The sequence below is a fragment of the Pseudoalteromonas sp. SG44-5 genome (assembly GCF_014164175.1).
In the GTDB taxonomy this organism is placed as follows: Bacteria; Pseudomonadota; Gammaproteobacteria; order Enterobacterales; family Alteromonadaceae; genus Pseudoalteromonas; species Pseudoalteromonas nigrifaciens.
In genome coordinates this window covers 155,717-174,339 of sequence record NZ_JACJES010000007.1, presented here as the reverse complement: position 1 = coordinate 174,339, position 18,623 = coordinate 155,717, and the positions used below count along the sequence as shown (strand labels likewise).

Sequence of the window (18,623 nt, the reverse complement as noted above, 5' to 3'; positions counted from 1 at the left end):
GAAGTGGGTGCATTGCAAACGGAATTAACCCGCATTGCAGAAACTACATCGTTTGGTGGTCAAAGTTTATTGAACGGCTCGTTTGGTAGTAAAGGGTTTCAGGTTGGTTCAAACGCTGCAGAAACAATTACTATGTCACTTGGTGATATAAGTGCTGATAAGTTAGGTACAACTACAAGAGCTGCCGTTGAGGGGCAATTTGCAAATGCAAGTGTTGGATTGTTAGCAGCTGAAGGGGCAACATTATCATTTACTCATACCGATGCGGATGGTAGTAGAGATATTGATGTCGATCTAACTAATGTAACAGGGCCAGAGTCTTTAGCATCTGCGTTAAATGCCTCTTTAAACGGCCTAGGTATAGAAGCTAAAATATCAGGTACTGCAGGGGCTGAGGATGTGGACTTTTCAGGTAGTTTATTGGAAGGTAGCACTATAGTTGCTAAAGCTTTTCAAGCAGATGGTACCACGGCGATTGCTCAAGCAACTACAGTGGCTGCTACCACGACGACTGCTGATACAAAAGCCTCTGATATCGATATCAGTACAGCAGTTGGTTCTAGCAACGCACTAGCTATTATTGATAATGCTTTAGGTGAAATTAATGAAAGCCGTGCTGATTTAGGTGCATTACAAAATCGTTTTGGCCATACAATCAGCAATCTTGCTAATATTCAAGAAAACGTATCTGCTTCACGTAGCCGTATTCAAGATACTGACTTTGCAACAGAAACCGCTAACATGACGAAGAACCAAATATTGCAACAGGCAGGTACGTCAATTTTGTCGCAAGCGAACCAGTTACCACAAGCAGCGCTTAGCTTACTAGGTTAATAGCTAATTAGGTCAATAGTTCATTAGCTTATTAATAGCTAACTAATACCAAAAGTCAGTATTAGTAATTTAAAAAAGGAGATGGCTTTGTTCATCTCCTTTTGTCGTTTAACTTACTAAATTAAGCTAATTTATAAATAGTGTATAATGTTTAAAACTATTTAGGAGGCGTTATGAATACAATTACCTCAGGCGCAGAAGCTTTAGTAACAGCAAGTAACGCAGGGCAAGCTAGCGAAAGTAAAGCAGGGCAAGCCGGTACAATATTAACTACTGGTGCCATTGATGATGTTAAAAAAAGTGCTTCACAAGCGCAGCAGTATCAAAGTAATGCAGACACTGCTACGCAGCAACAACCGTTAGAGCGTGAACAACTTGAAAAAGTGGCGCAGCAATTGCAGGATTTTATGGGCGAAATGAACCGCAGTTTGCAATTTCAGGTTGACGAAGATTCAGGCCGCGATGTAATTAAAGTGCTCGATAAAACCACTGGCGATGTAATTAAACAATACCCTTCGGAAGAAGTGTTAAGTTTAGTGTCTAAGCTGTCTGAAACTGCGGGTTTATTAATTGACCAAACGGTATAGCTATATAAGTATATAACTAAATAGTAGCTGCGGTTTTTAAGTTTTTTGTTTTTTATTTAATAGTGTAAAGGGGTATAAACATGGCTATTTCGTTTACTGGCTTAGGTTCAGGCTTACAAGTATCTGAAATTGTAGGTGCATTAGTAAATGCTGAAAAAGCGCCTTTTGAATCACGTTTAAATAGAAAAGAAAGTAGCTTAACTACCGACATTTCCGCTGTGGGTGCGCTTAAAGCTGCACTTGAAAAAGTACAAGAGTCGATGAGTACATTAGGCGACGTTGATAACTATCAAAAACGTACGACATCGGGTAATGATGATTTTATATCGCTTAGCTCAGATAAAGACGCTCAACCAGGTGGCTACTCAGTAAAAGTAAATAATTTAGCCACTGAGCATAAAATAATGTCGAGTGCATTTGATGCCACCAACCCTGTTGGTGCTGGCACCATGACGTTAAGCTCGGGCGATAATAGCTTTGATATTGCAGTGTCAGACACCGCAACGCTAAGCGAAGTGCGCGATGCAATAAACAACAGTAAAGATAACAAAAGCATTAACGCCACCATAATTACTGATGATACTGGCCAGCGCTTAGTGTTTTCGGCTCAAACTAGTGGTGTAGAAAACCAAATTAAAATAGCAGTGGCCGATGACGATGCCAATAACACCGATACCTTAGGCCTTTCGCGTTTAGCGTTTGATCCTGCACCTGCAGGAATAAAAAATGTGAGCGAAGTAGTTGCCGCTGTTGATGCGTCAATAACTATTGACGGCACAGTAACAGTAACTAGTAGCACTAACGAATTTAAAAACGTGATTGATGGCGTGACTATTACCGCTAAAAAAGCACAAGGTGTAGACGACGACCTAAGTAAGCTAACCGTTAAAGAAAATAACAATAATATAAAAGCTGGCTTAAATGGGTTTATCGAAAGTTATAACGAGCTGTTAGAGCTAAGTAAAAACTTGGGTAAATCTGGCGAGGATGGCGCTGGCGTAATGGCGGGTGATTCTCTGCTACGTGGTGTTATGTCAAAGTTAAGGCAAGAAATTACCAACAGTGTTGACTTAGGTGATGGTAACTCTTTGTCGTTGTCGCAGTTAGGTGTTGAAGCCGACCGCTATGGTAAATTAAGCTTAGATAGCGAGCGCTTAGACGAGCAAGTAAAAAATGATGTTGATTTAGTACAGCAGTTTTTTATTGGCGAAAATAAAGACGAAGGCGGTTTTGCCCAATCGTTTGATGAGCTAATGAACTTTTATACTAAGTCTGATGGCTTAATTCAAAACAGAATAGAAAGTAAAGAAGGCCAGCTTCGCGGGATTGATGACGAACGAGTATCGTTTGCACGTAAAATGGAGTCGTTAGAGTCGCGCCTTTATGCGCAGTACAACAGTATGGATTTATTAGTAGCAGGCTTAAACTCAACCAGTAGTTATCTTCAATCTCAGTTAGATAACATGCCAGGCGTAGTTAGAAAGTCTAAGTAGTTAAGGGCTCAAGCTCTAGGGAATATACTAGGCTTTAGGCTAATACAAACACTGAGCTTACCAAAGGGTAGCTGTTAGTTTTATAAGTGCGGCTTTATTTAATAACAACAATACCGCACTTTTTGCGTTAAACAGATTAAAACAGTGCAAAAGGCTTTAAGTGATTTACTCACAAAGAGGTTAAGAGGGCGCTGCGCTTTAGAGAAGAGCAGTGGGCAACACCATCGTTTAATTTACTTTTTATTATGCTAACTGTCTTTTTAAGTGCTTTTGTAAGCGCTGATCGCTTTGTCTGACTTTTTATGCTTTAACAAGGCTTTAAACGAGTCGTCTTTATGGATGTTAGCTTGAGTTAAAATAGCATTGATATGCGCTTGTGTTGCTATAAGTTCGTCACTACTTGGCTGCTCATTGCTTTCGCACCAGCTTTTTAAACACGTATTTAACGCTTCAAGCTGTAAAGCTGCCGCGTCAGCATCGTTGTTATTTACCAGTGTTTCAAGCTCGCAGAGCAATTGTTTAATTTGCTCTGCTGGCTGTTGGTCAGTTATTAAAGGCATAATAAATTAAACTGCAGGAGAGCGTTCGCTAGCAGGAATATTATCCCACCCTTCTTTTATTTCTTTTACTATGCTAGAAACTTCCATAATTGCTGCTGTATCGTTATTTAAGTTAGCTTTAGTTAATGTACGTTGGCAATAGTCGTATAACGCTAATAAGTTGTCTGAAATTTCTGAGCCTTGCTCAATGTCAAAATTAAGTGCGTCTTGTAATGCGCCAAAAAGTAAAATGCAGGCTGAAATGTTTTCGCCCTTTTTTTCAATTTCTTTGCGTTCAATAAAACCTTTGGTTGCAGCTAAGCGCCCAATAATGTTACTAAAAATTAGGTTTATTTGTTCGTAAGGTGTCATTTCGCTAATACTGCTTGCACGAACTTGACCGTATTTTTTAATTGATGCATGTGCCATGAGAAGATCCTAAATTTTGATAACTAAAAATATTAATACAATGCCAGCAATTATAATGCCAAGCATTTTATATATACTTACTTATCGGCATTTAAGGCGGCAACTTAAGTAAATATTAGTGAATATTTTTATTATAAAGTGACTTTATTCTCTAATTTAAGTATTAAGCTTTGCGATTAACTTATTATGCGAATGTAGGGGGCCTTTACAACCTTAATACTTAATACTTAATACTTAATGGTTAATCCTTAAGTATTGTTGCTTTAATTAAAGTGTCTGTTTTTTGGCGTTAATGTCAAAAAGTCGCCACTAGTGCTTGCATACAATTTCAACTGGCTTACAATTTGATTAACAAAATAAATTAGTGAAATGAATGGCCCGCTAAATATGATCTTAATTTTAGATAATAATAACAATCGCTCGATAGGATTATATGCCTCACTTACTTTTATAGGTGAAGCGGTGCAATTACAAACGGAAGCCGACTTTGAGCAAGCGTGTAGTAAGTATCAAAGTAAAGAATGCATTGTAATTTTAGGTGCATTGCAGGCACTTGATCACGAAAGTTTAATTAAGCGCTACCCTACGTTTCCTTTTTTGCTAATTGGCGAAACACTCAAGCCTTTACTGAGTATTGCTAATGTAGTGGGGCTAATTTGTGAGCCATTTAGCCACGAAGTAACCACGCAGTTATTACATGATTGCCAACAATATCAACGTATGCTGCCTAATGAGCACAAACACAGTAAGCCACATAATACCTTTGACGGCTTAGTGGGCGAAACAGCAGCGGTTAAAGACCTGCGCTTTTTAATTGAGCAAGTAGCCAAAACCGATGCTAATGTGCTTATTTTAGGTGAGTCGGGCACAGGTAAGGAAGTGGTTGCGCGTAACGTACATTTATTGTCTAAACGCCTTAAAGGGCCTTTCGTACCAGTTAACTGTGGTGCGATTCCGGGGGAGTTGCTCGAAAGTGAATTGTTTGGCCATGAAAAAGGCGCATTTACAGGGGCAATTTCTGCTCGTAAAGGGCGTTTTGAACTGGCGCAAGGCGGTACGCTATTTTTAGATGAAATAGGCGATATGCCGCTGCAAATGCAGGTTAAGTTGCTGCGCGTATTGCAAGAGCGCAGTTATGAGCGAGTAGGCGGCACTAAAGCGATTCAGGCCGATGTACGTATTATTGCTGCAACCCACCGTAACCTCGAAACTATGATAGAGCAAGGCACGTTTCGTGAAGATTTATACTACCGATTAAACGTATTCCCTATTGAAAGCCCGTCGCTTACTCAGCGCGCCGATGACATACCGCTGTTATTAAAAGAGTTAATGCGCCGCGTTAATGAGCAAAGTGGCTCAACCGCTAAGTTTACTGAGCGCGCGGTCGAGAGTTTAAAAGAGCATAGTTGGCCGGGTAATATTCGCGAGCTTGCAAACTTAGTTGAGCGAATGGTGATAATGTTCCCAGAAAAAGTGGTAGATGTTCCCGATTTACCGGCTAAGTATCGTTATATTGAAGTTGAAGCCTATGAGCCGCAGTACCCAGAAGAGTTAATGGAGCGCGATGCTTTTAACGACATATTTAGCACCGACTTTAGCGATTATGACGATGAAACCGACCACCCTACAGCAGCAGATTCAGGCTTGTTACCCAGCGAAGGGATTGAGCTTAAAGAATACTTAGCCGAGCTGGAAATTAACTTAATTACTCAAGCATTAGAGCGCTTTGATTATGTAGTTGCCCGCGCCGCCGAAATACTCGGAGTACGCCGCACTACTTTGGTCGAAAAAATGAAAAAATATAACTTGTCGAGAGACTAAAAATTAAGGACAGCTATCAGGTTTTAGGTGTCAGGGGTCAGGCTTTAGGTAAAAAATAACCAAGCACAGCGTTTAGCTTGCTGATGCGCGTACGTAGTGCGACTTAGTCTTAGTAACAATATTCGCTAAGAGGGTTAGAGACGCTGAGCTATAGAGACTTATAAATAGGTGTACTGTTCTTTTTTTGTGTTGTTATGCACAGCTCTTGGTGAAAATAAATTTCACTAAATGTAATAATTACAGAGGCTTGATTAAAAGCCTGAAATCAGACTGTTTGCCTAGCCTCTATCCCTTAGCCCCTAGCCCCTAGCCCCTAGCCCCTAGCCTCATAACTTCTTCTTTTCTAAAACAGTTATTACTGTGATCGTTAACCATACCACAGGCTTGCATATGGGCGTATACGGTTGTTGGCCCTAAAAACTTAAAACCACGCTTTTTTAAATCTTTAGCAAATGCGCTTGAGGTAGGGGTAATTGCTGGGGCGTTGTCAGCAGAATTTAAATTACTTACTTGCGGCTTATTGCCAACAAACTGCCATTGATAGTTACTGAAACTGCCAAACTCTTGCTGAATTTTAATAAAGCATTTGGCGTTATTTACAGTAGCAGCAATTTTTAAGCGATTGCGCACAATACCCGCATCAAGCATTAGTCGCTCAATATCTTGCTCGGTAAATGCTGCTACTTTGCGTACATCAAAATCGGCAAAAGCATTTTTATAACCATTACGCTTTTTTAAAATAGTGTACCAACTCAAGCCTGCTTGCGCCGACTCCAGCGTTAAAAATTCAAACAGTTTTTTATCGTCATACACAGGCACTCCCCATTCGTTATCGTGGTATGCAACGTAGTCGGGTTTGCTGGTGTCGAGCCATGAGCAGCGAGATTGCTTGGTCATTATAGTTCCTTAGTTGCGGTGCTTTTATTTGCGCGTCATTTTAATGTCGCGTATTTTTACTGTGTAACTCAATGATATACATGGTAATAAAAGGTGGTATAAATTGTGCATTTAAAGCTATATCTGCATCAATTAGAGATTTGATTATGGCACTTGCTAGTGTGTTAAAACCACAGTTTATTTCTGCAAATCAGTATAACCCATGTTTACTTCAAGAGGAGTATATAGGGGAGTTAAGCGATCTGCGTAAACAGGCTAGTTGGCTTTCGCATTTAGTAGATACTATGCCCGCAGGAGTAATTGTGCTTGATGGTAAAGGCATGATAGCGAAAGCGAATCAAATTGCGATTGATATGCTTGGCGAGCCGCTAGAAGGCGAAAAGTGGTTTAGTGTTATTCAGCGCTCTTTTCGGCCTCAGCAAGATGATGGTCACGAAGTGTCTTTAAAAGACGGGCGCTTAATAAAACTTGATATTACCGCACTTGCCCCAGAGCCTGGGCAACTTATTTTAATGACAGACTTGAGCGAAACCCGCCGCTTACAAAAGCGGGTTGCACATATGCAGCGTTTAAGTGCGCTGGGTAAAATGGTGGCATCTTTGGCGCACCAAGTACGTACGCCGCTGTCGGCGGCTATGCTTTATGCTGCTAATTTAGGTTCAAAACGCTTACCCGAAGCGTCGCGCGATAACTTTCAAACTAAATTAATGTCGCGCTTAAAAGATTTAGAAAACCAAGTAAACGACATGCTGCTATTTGCCAAAAGTGGCGATCAGCATGTGGTTGAGCAGGTGTCTATGCAGCAATTATTAAGCGAAGTAAAAACCGGTGCAGATGCCATGATAACGCTTAATAACAGTGAGCTTGATGTAAGCTTACCTGAGCCCGACATTGCGATTTTAGGGAATAAAACCGCGCTTGCCAGTGCGATTCAAAACCTGATTCATAACAGTATTCAAATTATAGGCTCTGGGGCACAAGTGCAAGTAAGTGCAATGCGCGATTTGCAAACCCCAGATTTTGTACGCATTAGCGTGAGTGATAATGGCCCAGGTGTTGACCTACAGCAGGTAGATAAACTGTTTGAACCATTTTTTACCACTAGCAGCCAAGGCACAGGCTTAGGGTTGGCGGTTGTTAGCTCTGTTGCTAATGCGCACCAAGGGCGTATAGAGGTGACTAATAATGTACATGGCGGCGCTTGTTTTAACTTGCTATTGCCAATTAGCGCAGCATCTAAATTAGAGGAATCGTTATGAGTAATACTATTTTAGTTGTAGAGGACGACGCAGGGCTTCGCGAAGCATTAATAGATACCCTAGAAATGTCGGGTATTGAATGCGTTGCTGCCGATAGTGCAGAGCAGGCGATGTTACTACTAAAAAAAGAATCCTTTTCGTTAGTGGTGAGCGATGTGCAAATGGGCGCTATGAGCGGCCTAGATTTGCTGCGCAGTATTAAATTAAATTACCCCGATTTACCGGTCTTAATGATGACCGCTTACGCAACTATTGACGATGCGGTAGAGGCAATGCGCTTAGGCGCGATTGATTATATGGCCAAACCATTTGCACCCGAGGTGCTATTAAATATGGTGAGCCGCTATTTACCCGAAAAACCCAAAGAAACCGACGGCCCTATTGTTGCCGACCCAACGAGTATTCAATTGCTGGAGCTTGCAAGTAGGGTAGCTAAATCAGACGCCAGTGTTATGGTGCTGGGGCCAAGTGGCTCGGGTAAAGAAGTATTAGCGCGGTTTATTCATGATAAATCAGCGCGTGCTGCAAAGCCCTTTGTGGCTATTAACTGTGCGGCGATTCCTGAAAATATGCTCGAAGCCACGTTATTTGGCTACGAAAAAGGCGCTTTTACTGGCGCGATTCAGGCATGCCCAGGTAAGTTTGAGCAAGCACAGGGCGGTACTATTTTACTAGATGAAATTACCGAAATGGATTTGGGCTTACAAGTTAAACTACTGCGTGTATTACAAGAGCGCGAAGTTGAGCGCTTAGGGAGTCGTAAAACCATTGCGCTGGATGTACGCATACTCGCAACCAGTAATCGCGATTTAAAACAAGCGGTAGCGAATAATCAGTTTAGGGAAGATTTATATTATCGCCTTAACGTTTTTCCGTTAATGTGGCGGCCATTGTGCGAGCGCCCTGGCGATATAATTGTGTTGGCGAAGCACTTAATTGAACGCCATTTAATTAAAGCTAAGCAGCCGCTGGCTATTTTAGATAAGCAAGCTGAACAAAAGCTCCTTAGCCATACATGGCCAGGTAATGTGCGTGAGCTTGATAACGTAATTCAGCGTGCGCTTATACTGCGCAGTGGCAACAGCATAAGTGAGCAAGCTATTTTTATTGAAAACTTAGCACCAAGCAACTTTGTAGTAGAGCCAGCAATTAGTGAAAGTGCGTTAACTAGCGCCTATTACGATAGTAAAACAACAGCCATTATTAATGACGAAAAGTCGGGTGATGAAAAGCTTGATGATCAAACACCGAATGAGCAAAAATCAGATTTACTCGCTCAAGATACAGGCAGTTATAAAGATGAGCTTAAAGATAAAGAGCATCGAATTATTTTAGAAACACTTGCGCGTTGCCAAGGCAAGCGTAAAGACGTAGCAGAAACCTTGGGTATTAGCCCGCGAACTTTACGTTATAAACTAGCGCAAATGCGCGACTTAGGTATTTCACTTCCTGCATAACCTTCAAAAAAGCCCTAAACTCAACACCTTGAATTTAGGGCTGTCAAAACTCTGACTAAGTAAAAACCAACTGTAACACCATGTATTTAAAGCTTTATTTATGTGGCACGTTTTGTGCTTTATTAACCTTAAGAGTTAACTGCATTGTTAGAGACAAATAATGAAAATTCAAAATAGCGCTGTATTTCAAGAAATGCAATCAATGGCCTTAGAAGCGGGCCGTAATAATCAAATCAATAAATTGCCTACGCAAGTTCAGTCTACGTCATCAGCACAATTTGGCGATATGCTTAGCAATGCGCTCAATACTGTGCATGAGTTACAGCAAGACACAGGTCAAAAAGTAAAAGCGGTTGAAATGGGCGACAGAAGCGTATCGCTTGCTGAGGCAATGATTGCTTCGCAAAAGTCTTCTGTTGCATTTGAAGCGACCGTACAAGTGCGTAATAAACTTGTTGAAGCTTACAAAGAAATCATGAATATGCCTGTTTAATCAGGTAGTGGAGAATAATTGTGGCGCAATCTAATCAATCTACAGATCTTGCACTTGCTAGTGGCGGTATTGAGCAAAGCGATAGTGACGATCAACAAGAACAAAAGTCGGGCTATTTAAGTGCGTTAAGCGGTGTTGATGTATTGCGTCAAGTTACCCTTATTATTGCACTGGCGATTTGTTTGGCAATTGCCATTTTTGTGATTATTTGGGCACGTCAGCCAGATATGCGCCCATTAGGTAAAATGCCCACCGAAGAGCTAATTCAAACGCTTGATTTTTTAGATGCGCAAAAAATAGATTATCAACTAGATGGCAATGTAGTGTCGGTTGATGAAAGCGAATACCAAAATATAAAATTACTAATGACTCGCGAAGGTTTGGATCAAGGACCTACTTCTGGCTCAGACATAATAATGCAAGACATGGGCTTTGGTGTAAGCCAACGCTTAGAGCGCGAGCGCCTAAAGCATGGCCGAGAGCAGCAACTTGCCCGCACTATAGAAGAGCTTAATAACATCACTCGCGCCAAGGTGCTGTTAGCTATTCCAAAAGAAAACGTATTTGCCCGCAGAGAGAAAAAGCCTTCAGCAACTGTGGTGCTTACGCTTAAACGCGGCCGCTCACTTAACAGCGAAGAAGTAGACTCTGTGGTGGATATGATAGCCTCAGCAGTGCAAGGGCTTGAGCCTGCACGCGTAACGGTTACCGATCAAAATGGCCGTTTATTAAATTCGGGCTCACAAAGCTCACTTTCTGCGCGTTCTCGTAAAGAGTACGACCTAGAGCGTAAGCGCGAGCAAGAATACCTAGAAAAAATTGATAGCATTTTAATCCCTATTGTTGGTTTGAGTAATTACACTGCGCAAGTTGATTTGAGCATGGACTTTAGCTCATTAGAAGAAACGCAAAAACGTTATAACCCAGACCTACCAGCGGTAAGAAGCGAAACCACGTTTGAGGAAAACAACATAGGCGGCTTAGCTGTGGGTATTCCTGGCGCGTTAAGTAATCAGCCTCCGGTAAATTCAGATATTCCAGAAGTGGCAGGCCAAGGCGGCGCAGGAAGTGCTACTTCACCGAGTCGTACGCACAAAGAAGCCACGCGTAACTATGAGCTCGATACTACTATTTCGCATAAGCGCCAACAAAGCGGCACGATTCGCAGAATTAGCGTGTCGGTGGCGGTTGATTATTTGCCAACAGTGGGCGAAAACGGTGAAACCACCATGACCCCGCGCTCGGTTGAGGCACTGTCAAATATTCGACGTTTATTACAAGGTGGTGTTGGCTTTGATATACAGCGCGGCGATGCCCTAGAAGTAGTAACAGTTCCCTTTGTACGAGAAGCCGTAGATATGAGTTTTGAAGTACCTTTATGGGAACAAGACTGGTTTATGAAAATAGTACGCTTAGTACTGGCTGCATTGGTTATTATTGTGTTGATTATGGCTGTAGTTAAACCTATGCTAAAACGCTTAATTTACCCAGACAGCACGCTTGATGAGTACGATGAAGATGCACTTAGCTCAGGGGTTGATATTGGCGATAATAGCTTAGATATGCTAAATAAAGACTTTGATTCTGCTTCAGTTGGCTTCTCAAGCGATGGTACACTGCAGCTACCCGATTTACATGGTGACGAAGACTTACTTAAAGCCGTACGTGCCCTTGTAGCTAATGAACCAGAACTATCATCACAAGTAGTGAAAGCGTGGTTAACCGAAGATGACTGATCAAAACCAAAAACAACTCCCAGCAGCTTTCGATGTTGATAAGCTAGATGGCGTAGATAAAGCGGCCATACTGCTATTAAGTTTATCTGAAGAAGATGCAGCGCAAATACTCAAACACTTAGAGCCCAAACAGGTACAAAAAGTGGGTATGGCGATGGCCGGTTTGCAGGATCTATCGCAAGCTAAAATAAGCGCAGTACATAATTTATTTATAGAGCAAATTCAAAGCTTTAGTACAATTGGTTTTCAATCAGAAGACTTTATTAAAAAAGCACTTACCGCTGCATTAGGTGAAGATAAAGCCGCCAGCTTAATTGACCAAATAGTAATGGGATCGGGCGCTAAAGGGCTGGATTCGTTAAAGTGGATGGACTCGAAGCAAGTAGCTAACATTATTCGTAATGAGCATCCGCAAATTCAAACCATTGTATTATCTTATTTAGAGCCTGAGCAATCTGCCGAAATACTGGCGCAGTTTCCTGATAAAGTGCGCCTGGATTTAACCATGCGTATTGCTAACCTTGAAGAAGTGCAGCCAGCTGCCTTGCAAGAGCTTAACGAAATTATGGAAAAACAGTTTGCTGGCCAAGCGGGTGCGCAAGCTGCGAAAATGGGCGGCTTAAAAGCGGCTGCCGATATTATGAACTACCTAGATACCAACGTAGAAGGGCAGTTAATGGACTCTATTCGTGAGCATGACGAAGAAATGTCGCAACAAATTCAAGATCTTATGTTTGTGTTTGAAAACTTAATGGACGTAGACGACCGTGGTATTCAAGCAATTTTACGCGAAGTACAACAAGACGTACTAATGAAAGCGATTAAAGGCACAGACGATGCGCTTAAAGAAAAAATACTCGGTAATATGTCTAAACGTGCTGCCGAAATGCTTGCCGATGACTTAGAGGCAATGGCGCCGGTGCGTATTAGTGAAGTAGAAGCAGCGCAAAAAGAAATACTCTCTACGGCGCGTCGATTGTCTGACTCGGGTGAAATACAGCTTGGCGGCGGCGGCGGCGAGGAGTTTTTATAAACCATGACTAAATCGTCAATGCACAAAGGGCGTCCACTGCACGCAGATGAAGCCGATGAACTATTAAAGCACTGGGATGTTCCTGATGTAGCACCCGATGAAAAAAGCTTTGGTAATCGCTCTACTGCCTTTGGTACACCGCTTGCTGAGTTGTATCGAAAAGAAATGGCTGAAGAGTCGCTAATTGAAGAGCCGCAAGAACCTGAGTTACCTGCGCTTACTATGGCCGAACTTGAGCGCATTAGACAAGATGCGTTTGAAGAAGGTGTAAAACAAGGGCACGAGCAAGGTTACATAGATGGTTTTGATAAAGGTGTTACCGAAGGTAAAGAAGCTGGCTACAAAGAGGGCCTAGTGCTGGGAAAAACCCAAGGCCAAGAAGATGTAAAACCACTAATAGAAGAGCAGTTAACTGGCCTACGTAGTATTTTAGAGGGGTTAACCGCGCCGCTAAGTAAAGTAGATGAGCAAGCTGAAAAGCAATTAGTGCAATTAGCCGTTATGCTTGCAGAAGCCATTATTTATCAAGAAGTAAAAACCTCTCCTGATGTTATTTTACACACCCTTAAACACAGTATTGATGCGCTTAATACCGAGCAAGAAAAAGTACGCATTCATTTACACCCCGAAGATTTAGAGCTAATAAAGCAAAGTTATGGCGAGCAAACAGTGACAGATAATAACTGGCAGTTGATTGCAGAGCCAACGTTAGAGCGAGGCGGCTGCGAAGTTAAAACGGCGCAATCATCGCTTGATATGACACTTAAAACGCGTGTCAAAGAAACATTGGATAGTTTTTTGCATAGCAGTAGTATCTAACTATTTAATTGGTCTGTTATGTCTGCTTTAGATGTTTCATTAAGCGAACGCTTATCTCAATACAAACAGCATATTAAACCGCCAACACTTGCTGTAGCGGGTATTTTAACGCGAGTAGTTGGCCTTACCCTTGAGGCTAAAGGCTTACGTGCGCCTGTAGGTAGCCAATGTAAAATAGAAACTATGAACGGCTTTGTTGATGCCGAAATAGTTGGTTTTAACGACCAAACTTTATATTTAATGCCAAACGATCATATATCGGGGGTGCTCCCTGGTGCTCGGGTGATCCCCCAACTTAACGACACAGGTTTACCTGTAGGCATGAGTTTGCTGGGCCGCGTAGTTGATGGCTTAGGTCGTCCTCTTGATGGTTTAGGTAAAATTAATGCCGAGCACTATCTTAAGTTTGCCCAAAAACCGATAAACCCTCTTTCAAGACGACCTATAAGCCAGCCTATGGATGTAGGCGTGCGTGCTATAAATTCAGTAATAACAGTAGGACAAGGCCAGCGAATGGGCTTGTTTGCAGGCTCGGGTGTAGGTAAGTCGGTACTGCTTGGTATGATGACTCGTGGTAGTGAAGCCGATGTTATTGTGGTGGGACTGGTGGGCGAGCGTGGCCGCGAAGTAAAAGAATTTATTGAAGAAATACTTGGTGTTGAGGGGCGTAAACGCTCGGTGGTTGTAGCAGCACCGGCAGATTCTTCACCATTAATGCGTTTAAAAGGCTGCGAAAGTGCGGTAACAATTGCAGAGTACTTTCGCGATCAGGGATTAAACGTTTTGTTATTGCTCGATTCGGTAACGCGTTATGCCATGGCGCAGCGTGAAATAGCACTTGCAGTAGGCGAGCCACCGGCGACTAAAGGCTACCCGCCTTCGGTGTTTGCAAAACTGCCAGCGCTGGTGGAACGTGCCGGTAACGGCGGAGAAGGGCAAGGCTCTATTACTGCCTTTTTTACCGTACTAAGTGAAGGCGATGATATGCAAGACCCCATTGCCGATGCGGCGCGCGCTATACTCGACGGCCATATTGTACTTTCGCGGGAACTGGCCGACAGCGGTCATTATCCGGCAATTGATATAGAAAAATCTATTTCACGAGTAATGCCGCAAGTGGTATCTGAGACGCATATGCAACAAGCGCGAGTGCTTAAGCAGGTATATTCTATGTACCAGCAAAATAAAGACATGATCACCTTAGGTGCGTATCAAAAAGGGACAGATCAAATGCTTGATCAAGCCATAAATATGATGCCAAGAGTAAATGCCTTTTTACAGCAAGGCATGCGTGATGTAATTAGTTACGACGACGGCCTGCAAGGGCTAGCGCAGTTATTAGGGCAAGCATAATGGCTAAAAACAAACTGCATTTATTACTAAAGATTGAAAACGATAAAGAAGAAACGCTGCGGATGAGCTATTTGCAGGCGAATCAAAATTTGCAGGCAAACCAGCAAAAACTCCAAGGTTTAAATAACTTTAGATTGGAATACACCCAGCAATTACACATTAAAGGGCAGTCGGGCTTATCAAGTGCTGGGTTTAGTCAGTTTCATGCATTTATTGCTAAAATAGAAGAAGCAATTCGCCAGCAAGCCAATACAGTAAACACTGCAAAACAAGTGGTTAGCCAGCGTAAAACCCTGTGGTTAAAGCAGCAAATTAAGGCTAAAGCAGTCGCTAAACTAATTGAAAAGCAACAGTTAAAGGCCGATGTGCTAGTGGCTAAAAATGAGCAAAAAATGTTGGATGAATTTTCGGCTAATCAGTTTTTTCAACGACACAACAATCGACTTTAGTAAGTAGCGAGTACTTTAACCGCTTTAACAAAAGCTTGTACCTTATAAACAAAGGCACGTTAATTGCTTTGTTGTTAAGTGAACTATAATTTTAGGTATTATTGGGTGGTTTGTTGCCGCTTTATATTAGGTGATTTATGACGATTAATGATATTTCAATGTTAGCGGTATCTGAGCAAGACGCTTACTCTAATAAACAAACGAGTAACTCAAGACGTAATGATGACTCTGATACTGGTTTTTTTTATCAGTTAGAAGATGCCAATAAAGCGGCTTACAATAATAACAGCAAAGCTAAAGCAGGCGCTAGCAATGCTAAGGCTGAGCAGCCTGAAACACAAGACGATGCTGTTTCGGGCGATAGTATGTTGGCGCAAATAAACGCTGCGCACACTATAGACACCTCAGTTAAAAAGAACGCTGATGCTAAAGCCGAGGCTTTAGATGAAGACGCTAAGCAATTAAAAGGGAAGCCTGATGATCAGCTTGCCCCTATTGTAATTGCACCGCAAAAAGGTGTGTTTAGCGATGTTGCAGCAAGCGCTGAAGCGGCAAATGAAAAGTTAATGCCCTTATCTCAAAGTATGGCTACGGCAAATAATAAAGGCGATGCAACAGCGCAAAAACAATCGGTAGATGCCGCAGTAATGAACTTGCTAAGCAAAGATAGCGAAGCAATTAAATCAGATCCGTTACTTGCTAAACTTACACCCGAGCAGCATGAGCAATTAACTACTCAGCTGCAGGCAAGTAGCAAACCCAATAGCAACGACAACCTCGCAACGTTAAAGCAAATGCTTACTCAATATGTTGTTGAAAGTGATAAAGCAAGCGCAGCAGACACGGCTAAACAGGCTTTAAATTCTCAAATAAATGCATTAACCACCCCAGAAAAACAAGCGCTACTGAGCCAGTTAAATAGCTATATTAAAAATGAGCAGCCACAAGGTGAGCAGCTAGCAAGTATTAAGCAAACAATTGCAGAGCTAAGCGCATCGATTGATAAAAAAGTATTAATATCTGCAGATGATAAAACAGCATTAAATGCGCTTAGCGATAAAGAACTCACTAAATCGTTAGAGTCATTGCAAAAAAATAACACTGAACAGTTATCACCCCGAGCAGCACAATTATTGACGCAAATTACCAGTACGGTAAATGGTTTAGGCCTATACGATAGTGTAGGGTATGAGCAAACTATAATTGATATGCAAGCGTTGCAGGCTGGGCAATTACAAAGCACAGCGCAAGTTAAACAAGCAAGCTTGGACCCAGGTGTTATGCAAGCGCTTAATATTATAAAAAGTGACGCGGCAAAAATGTTGCAAGAGCGAGTGAGCTCTATGCTTAGCATAAATAATAAAGTAGCAGAAATTCGTCTCGACCCACCAGAAATGGGCAGTATGCAAATTCGCATCAGAAGCGATGCAGAGCAAGCACAAATAAACTTTGTAGTACAAAACCAGCAAGCTAAAGAAGCGCTTGAACAATCGCTTCCGCGCTTACGCGAAATGCTTGCCCAACAAGGCATAGATTTAGGCGAAAGTACTATTTCTTATGGTGAGCCTGGAGGGCAAGGAGCAGAGCAAAATGATGACAACGATAGTCGTCGTTTAGCTAATAATGAATTGACTACTGATGAAAACGATGAGCAAATTAATACACAAATGCCAAGTTCTCGACAACAAACGTCATCATCAATAGATTACTATGCCTAAGTACTGCTATTATAATAGCTAAAACAAGCAAGTACCTTTGCTAATAAAGGAAATATCATGGCTGAAGAGACTAATTTAGAAATAGAAGAAACAGGTAACAGCAAAAAGAAAATCATAGTAATTATTGCAGCTGTATTGCTTGTTATTGTTGCAGCTGTTGTTGGTTATTTTTTGCTTTCGGGCTCAGACACGCCAGCGGAAACGTTAAATGATGAAGCCGCTACAGCACAGCAAGCTAGCTCTTCTACAGGTTCATCGGCCAAAATAGGCAGCGCACTTTATGTTGCAATGCCAAGACCTTTTGTATTTAACATACCGGGCTCTAGTCGCGATAGAATTGTGCAAATTAAAGTGGAATTATTAGTGCGCGGCGAATCAAACGAAGAAACCGCTAAAAAGCATATTCCACTAATAGAAAGTACATTATTAAGTATATTTTCTATGACCACGGCTGACGAACTAAGCACCAGTGTAGGTAAAGAAAACTTACGCTTTGCAGCACTAGAAAAAGTACAAGCTAGCTTAATGGACGTTGAAGGCAGTAAAGTAATTGAGCGGGTATTATTTACCGGCTTTGTGATGCAATAAGGGGCTAGCGTGAGCGATTTATTATCCCAAGACGAAATTGATGCGTTATTGCATGGTGTTGATGACGTTGACGAGGAAGATATACCCGAAGGTGAAGACGGTGAAGGCAATACGCTTCAGTATGACTTTTCTTCGCAAGATCGGATCGTACGTGGGCGAATGCCGACACTGGAAATTGTTAATGAACGCTTTGCTCGTCATATGCGAATTAGCCTATTTAACATGATGCGCCGCACCGCTGAGGTGTCTATAAATGGCGTACAAATGATTAAGTTTGGCGAGTATGTGCATACTTTGTTTGTGCCAACTAGTTTAAATATGGTGCGTTTTAGACCTTTAAAAGGCACCGGCCTTATAACCATGGAAGCACGTTTAGTGTTTATTTTGGTTGATAACTTTTTTGGTGGTGATGGCCGCTACCATGCAAAAATTGAAGGGCGTGAATTTACCCCTACAGAGCGACGCATTGTGCAAATGTTACTAAAAATAATCTTTGAAGATTATAAAGAAGCATGGGCACCGGTAATGGATGTATCGTTTGAATACTTAGATTCTGAAGTAAACCCTGCTATGGCTAACATTGTAAGCCCAACCGAAGTGGTGGTTATTAGCTCTTTTCATATTGAATTGGATGGCGGTGGAGGAGACTTTCATATTGCTCTGCCTTATTCTATGCTGGAGCCAATTAGAGAGCTGCTTGACGCGGGTGTGCAATCGGATACCGAAGACACCGATTTACGTTGGAGTAAGGCACTACGCGATGAAATAATGGACGTAGAGGTTGAGCTATCTACTCAGTTATTGGAAGTGGATTTAACGCTAAAACAAATAATGGAACTCAAAGCAGGTGATATTATTCCGGTAGAAATGCCTGAGCATATAACTGTATTTGTTGAAGAATTACCGACATTTAGAGCTAAAATGGGCCGCTCACGCGATAGTGTTGCGCTGCAAATTAGTGAAAAAATTAAACGACCTGATTCAGTTAAATCTGAGCTGCATGTATTTACCAAAGGCGGCAAGAAAATTGATTCAGATGCAGAATTAGCAGAACTAGAAGATGATTTACACCTCTCTGACGGTGTAGACTTAGACTGGTAATTGATTAAAAGGTTAAA

At 41.8% G+C, this 18,623-nt stretch carries 18 protein-coding genes; 15 read left to right on the top strand and 3 right to left on the bottom strand.

Annotation, left to right across the window (positions count from 1 at the left end):
* The 3 genes from H5079_RS10325 to fliD form a co-directional block, all read left to right on the top strand.
* The coding region (locus tag H5079_RS10325; RefSeq protein ID WP_259398060.1) for a flagellin at positions 1-834 on the top strand (834 nt) is incomplete at its 5' end.
* 173 nt (positions 835-1,007) lie between these two features.
* Positions 1,008-1,421 carry a flagellar protein FlaG gene (locus H5079_RS10320; protein WP_182684008.1) on the top strand — a complete coding sequence of 138 codons (414 nt, stop codon included), beginning with the start codon at positions 1,008-1,010 and terminating at the stop codon, positions 1,419-1,421.
* A gap of 80 nt (positions 1,422-1,501) precedes the next feature.
* Entirely contained in the window at positions 1,502-2,914 is a 1,413-nt protein-coding gene (gene fliD / locus H5079_RS10315; RefSeq protein ID WP_182684007.1) for a flagellar filament capping protein FliD, read from the top strand.
* A 260-nt stretch (positions 2,915-3,174) separates the two neighbouring features.
* Here the strand turns inward: fliD and H5079_RS10310 are convergent, their stop codons facing one another.
* Positions 3,175-3,474, bottom strand: a complete 300-nt coding sequence (locus H5079_RS10310; RefSeq protein WP_036981719.1) for a hypothetical protein — start codon at positions 3,472-3,474, stop codon at positions 3,175-3,177.
* Positions 3,475-3,480: 6 nt separating this feature from the next.
* Positions 3,481-3,882, bottom strand: coding sequence for a flagellar export chaperone FliS (fliS, locus tag H5079_RS10305; RefSeq protein ID WP_011327479.1), 402 nt, complete (start codon positions 3,880-3,882; stop codon positions 3,481-3,483).
* A 387-nt stretch (positions 3,883-4,269) separates the two neighbouring features.
* Between fliS and H5079_RS10300 the strand changes: the two genes are divergently transcribed.
* Positions 4,270-5,703, top strand: coding sequence for a sigma-54 dependent transcriptional regulator (locus tag H5079_RS10300; RefSeq protein WP_182684006.1), 1,434 nt, complete (start codon positions 4,270-4,272; stop codon positions 5,701-5,703).
* A 306-nt stretch (positions 5,704-6,009) separates the two neighbouring features.
* On the opposite strand, the gene H5079_RS10295 is transcribed toward H5079_RS10300, so the two are convergent.
* Complete coding sequence (locus tag H5079_RS10295) at positions 6,010-6,600, bottom strand: DNA-3-methyladenine glycosylase I (RefSeq protein ID WP_182684005.1); 591 nt, start codon at positions 6,598-6,600, stop codon at positions 6,010-6,012.
* A gap of 146 nt (positions 6,601-6,746) precedes the next feature.
* Between H5079_RS10295 and H5079_RS10290 the strand changes: the two genes are divergently transcribed.
* The 11 genes from H5079_RS10290 to fliM all read left to right on the top strand — a co-directional run bounded on the left by H5079_RS10290 (position 6,747) and on the right by fliM (position 18,606).
* Complete coding sequence (locus tag H5079_RS10290) at positions 6,747-7,859, top strand: PAS domain-containing sensor histidine kinase (protein ID WP_182684004.1); 1,113 nt, start codon at positions 6,747-6,749, stop codon at positions 7,857-7,859.
* Positions 7,856-9,316 carry a sigma-54 dependent transcriptional regulator gene (locus H5079_RS10285; protein WP_182684003.1) on the top strand — a complete coding sequence of 487 codons (1,461 nt, stop codon included), beginning with the start codon at positions 7,856-7,858 and terminating at the stop codon, positions 9,314-9,316. Before H5079_RS10290 ends, H5079_RS10285 begins: the two co-directional genes overlap by 4 nt.
* A 160-nt stretch (positions 9,317-9,476) precedes the next feature.
* Positions 9,477-9,809, top strand: a complete 333-nt coding sequence (gene fliE, locus H5079_RS10280; RefSeq protein ID WP_041454357.1) for a flagellar hook-basal body complex protein FliE — start codon at positions 9,477-9,479, stop codon at positions 9,807-9,809.
* 20 nt (positions 9,810-9,829) lie between these two features.
* Complete coding sequence (gene fliF, locus H5079_RS10275; protein WP_182676773.1) at positions 9,830-11,545, top strand: flagellar basal-body MS-ring/collar protein FliF; 1,716 nt, start codon at positions 9,830-9,832, stop codon at positions 11,543-11,545.
* Complete coding sequence (fliG, locus tag H5079_RS10270; RefSeq protein WP_011327486.1) at positions 11,538-12,578, top strand: flagellar motor switch protein FliG; 1,041 nt, start codon at positions 11,538-11,540, stop codon at positions 12,576-12,578. The genes fliF and fliG overlap by 8 nt, the downstream gene beginning before the upstream one ends.
* Before the next feature lie 3 nt (positions 12,579-12,581).
* A complete protein-coding gene (gene fliH, locus H5079_RS10265) occupies positions 12,582-13,397 on the top strand; it encodes a flagellar assembly protein FliH (protein WP_259398059.1) in 816 nt (271 codons plus the stop codon).
* 18 nt (positions 13,398-13,415) lie between these two features.
* Positions 13,416-14,750 (top strand): flagellar protein export ATPase FliI, encoded by a 1,335-nt coding sequence (fliI, locus tag H5079_RS10260; protein ID WP_011327488.1) that lies wholly within the window; start codon positions 13,416-13,418, stop codon positions 14,748-14,750.
* The gene (gene fliJ, locus H5079_RS10255; protein ID WP_041454359.1) at positions 14,750-15,199 is read left to right on the top strand and encodes a flagellar export protein FliJ; all 450 of its coding nucleotides are present in this window, start codon (positions 14,750-14,752) and stop codon (positions 15,197-15,199) included. The genes fliI and fliJ overlap by 1 nt, the downstream gene beginning before the upstream one ends.
* Positions 15,200-15,336: 137 nt before the next feature.
* Complete coding sequence (locus H5079_RS10250; protein ID WP_182684002.1) at positions 15,337-16,917, top strand: flagellar hook-length control protein FliK; 1,581 nt, start codon at positions 15,337-15,339, stop codon at positions 16,915-16,917.
* 57 nt (positions 16,918-16,974) lie between these two features.
* Positions 16,975-17,505 (top strand): flagellar basal body-associated protein FliL, encoded by a 531-nt coding sequence (gene fliL, locus H5079_RS10245; protein ID WP_182684001.1) that lies wholly within the window; start codon positions 16,975-16,977, stop codon positions 17,503-17,505.
* A gap of 9 nt (positions 17,506-17,514) precedes the next feature.
* Positions 17,515-18,606 (top strand): flagellar motor switch protein FliM, encoded by a 1,092-nt coding sequence (fliM, locus tag H5079_RS10240; RefSeq protein WP_011327492.1) that lies wholly within the window; start codon positions 17,515-17,517, stop codon positions 18,604-18,606.
* The last annotated feature ends 17 nt before the right edge of the window (positions 18,607-18,623 follow it).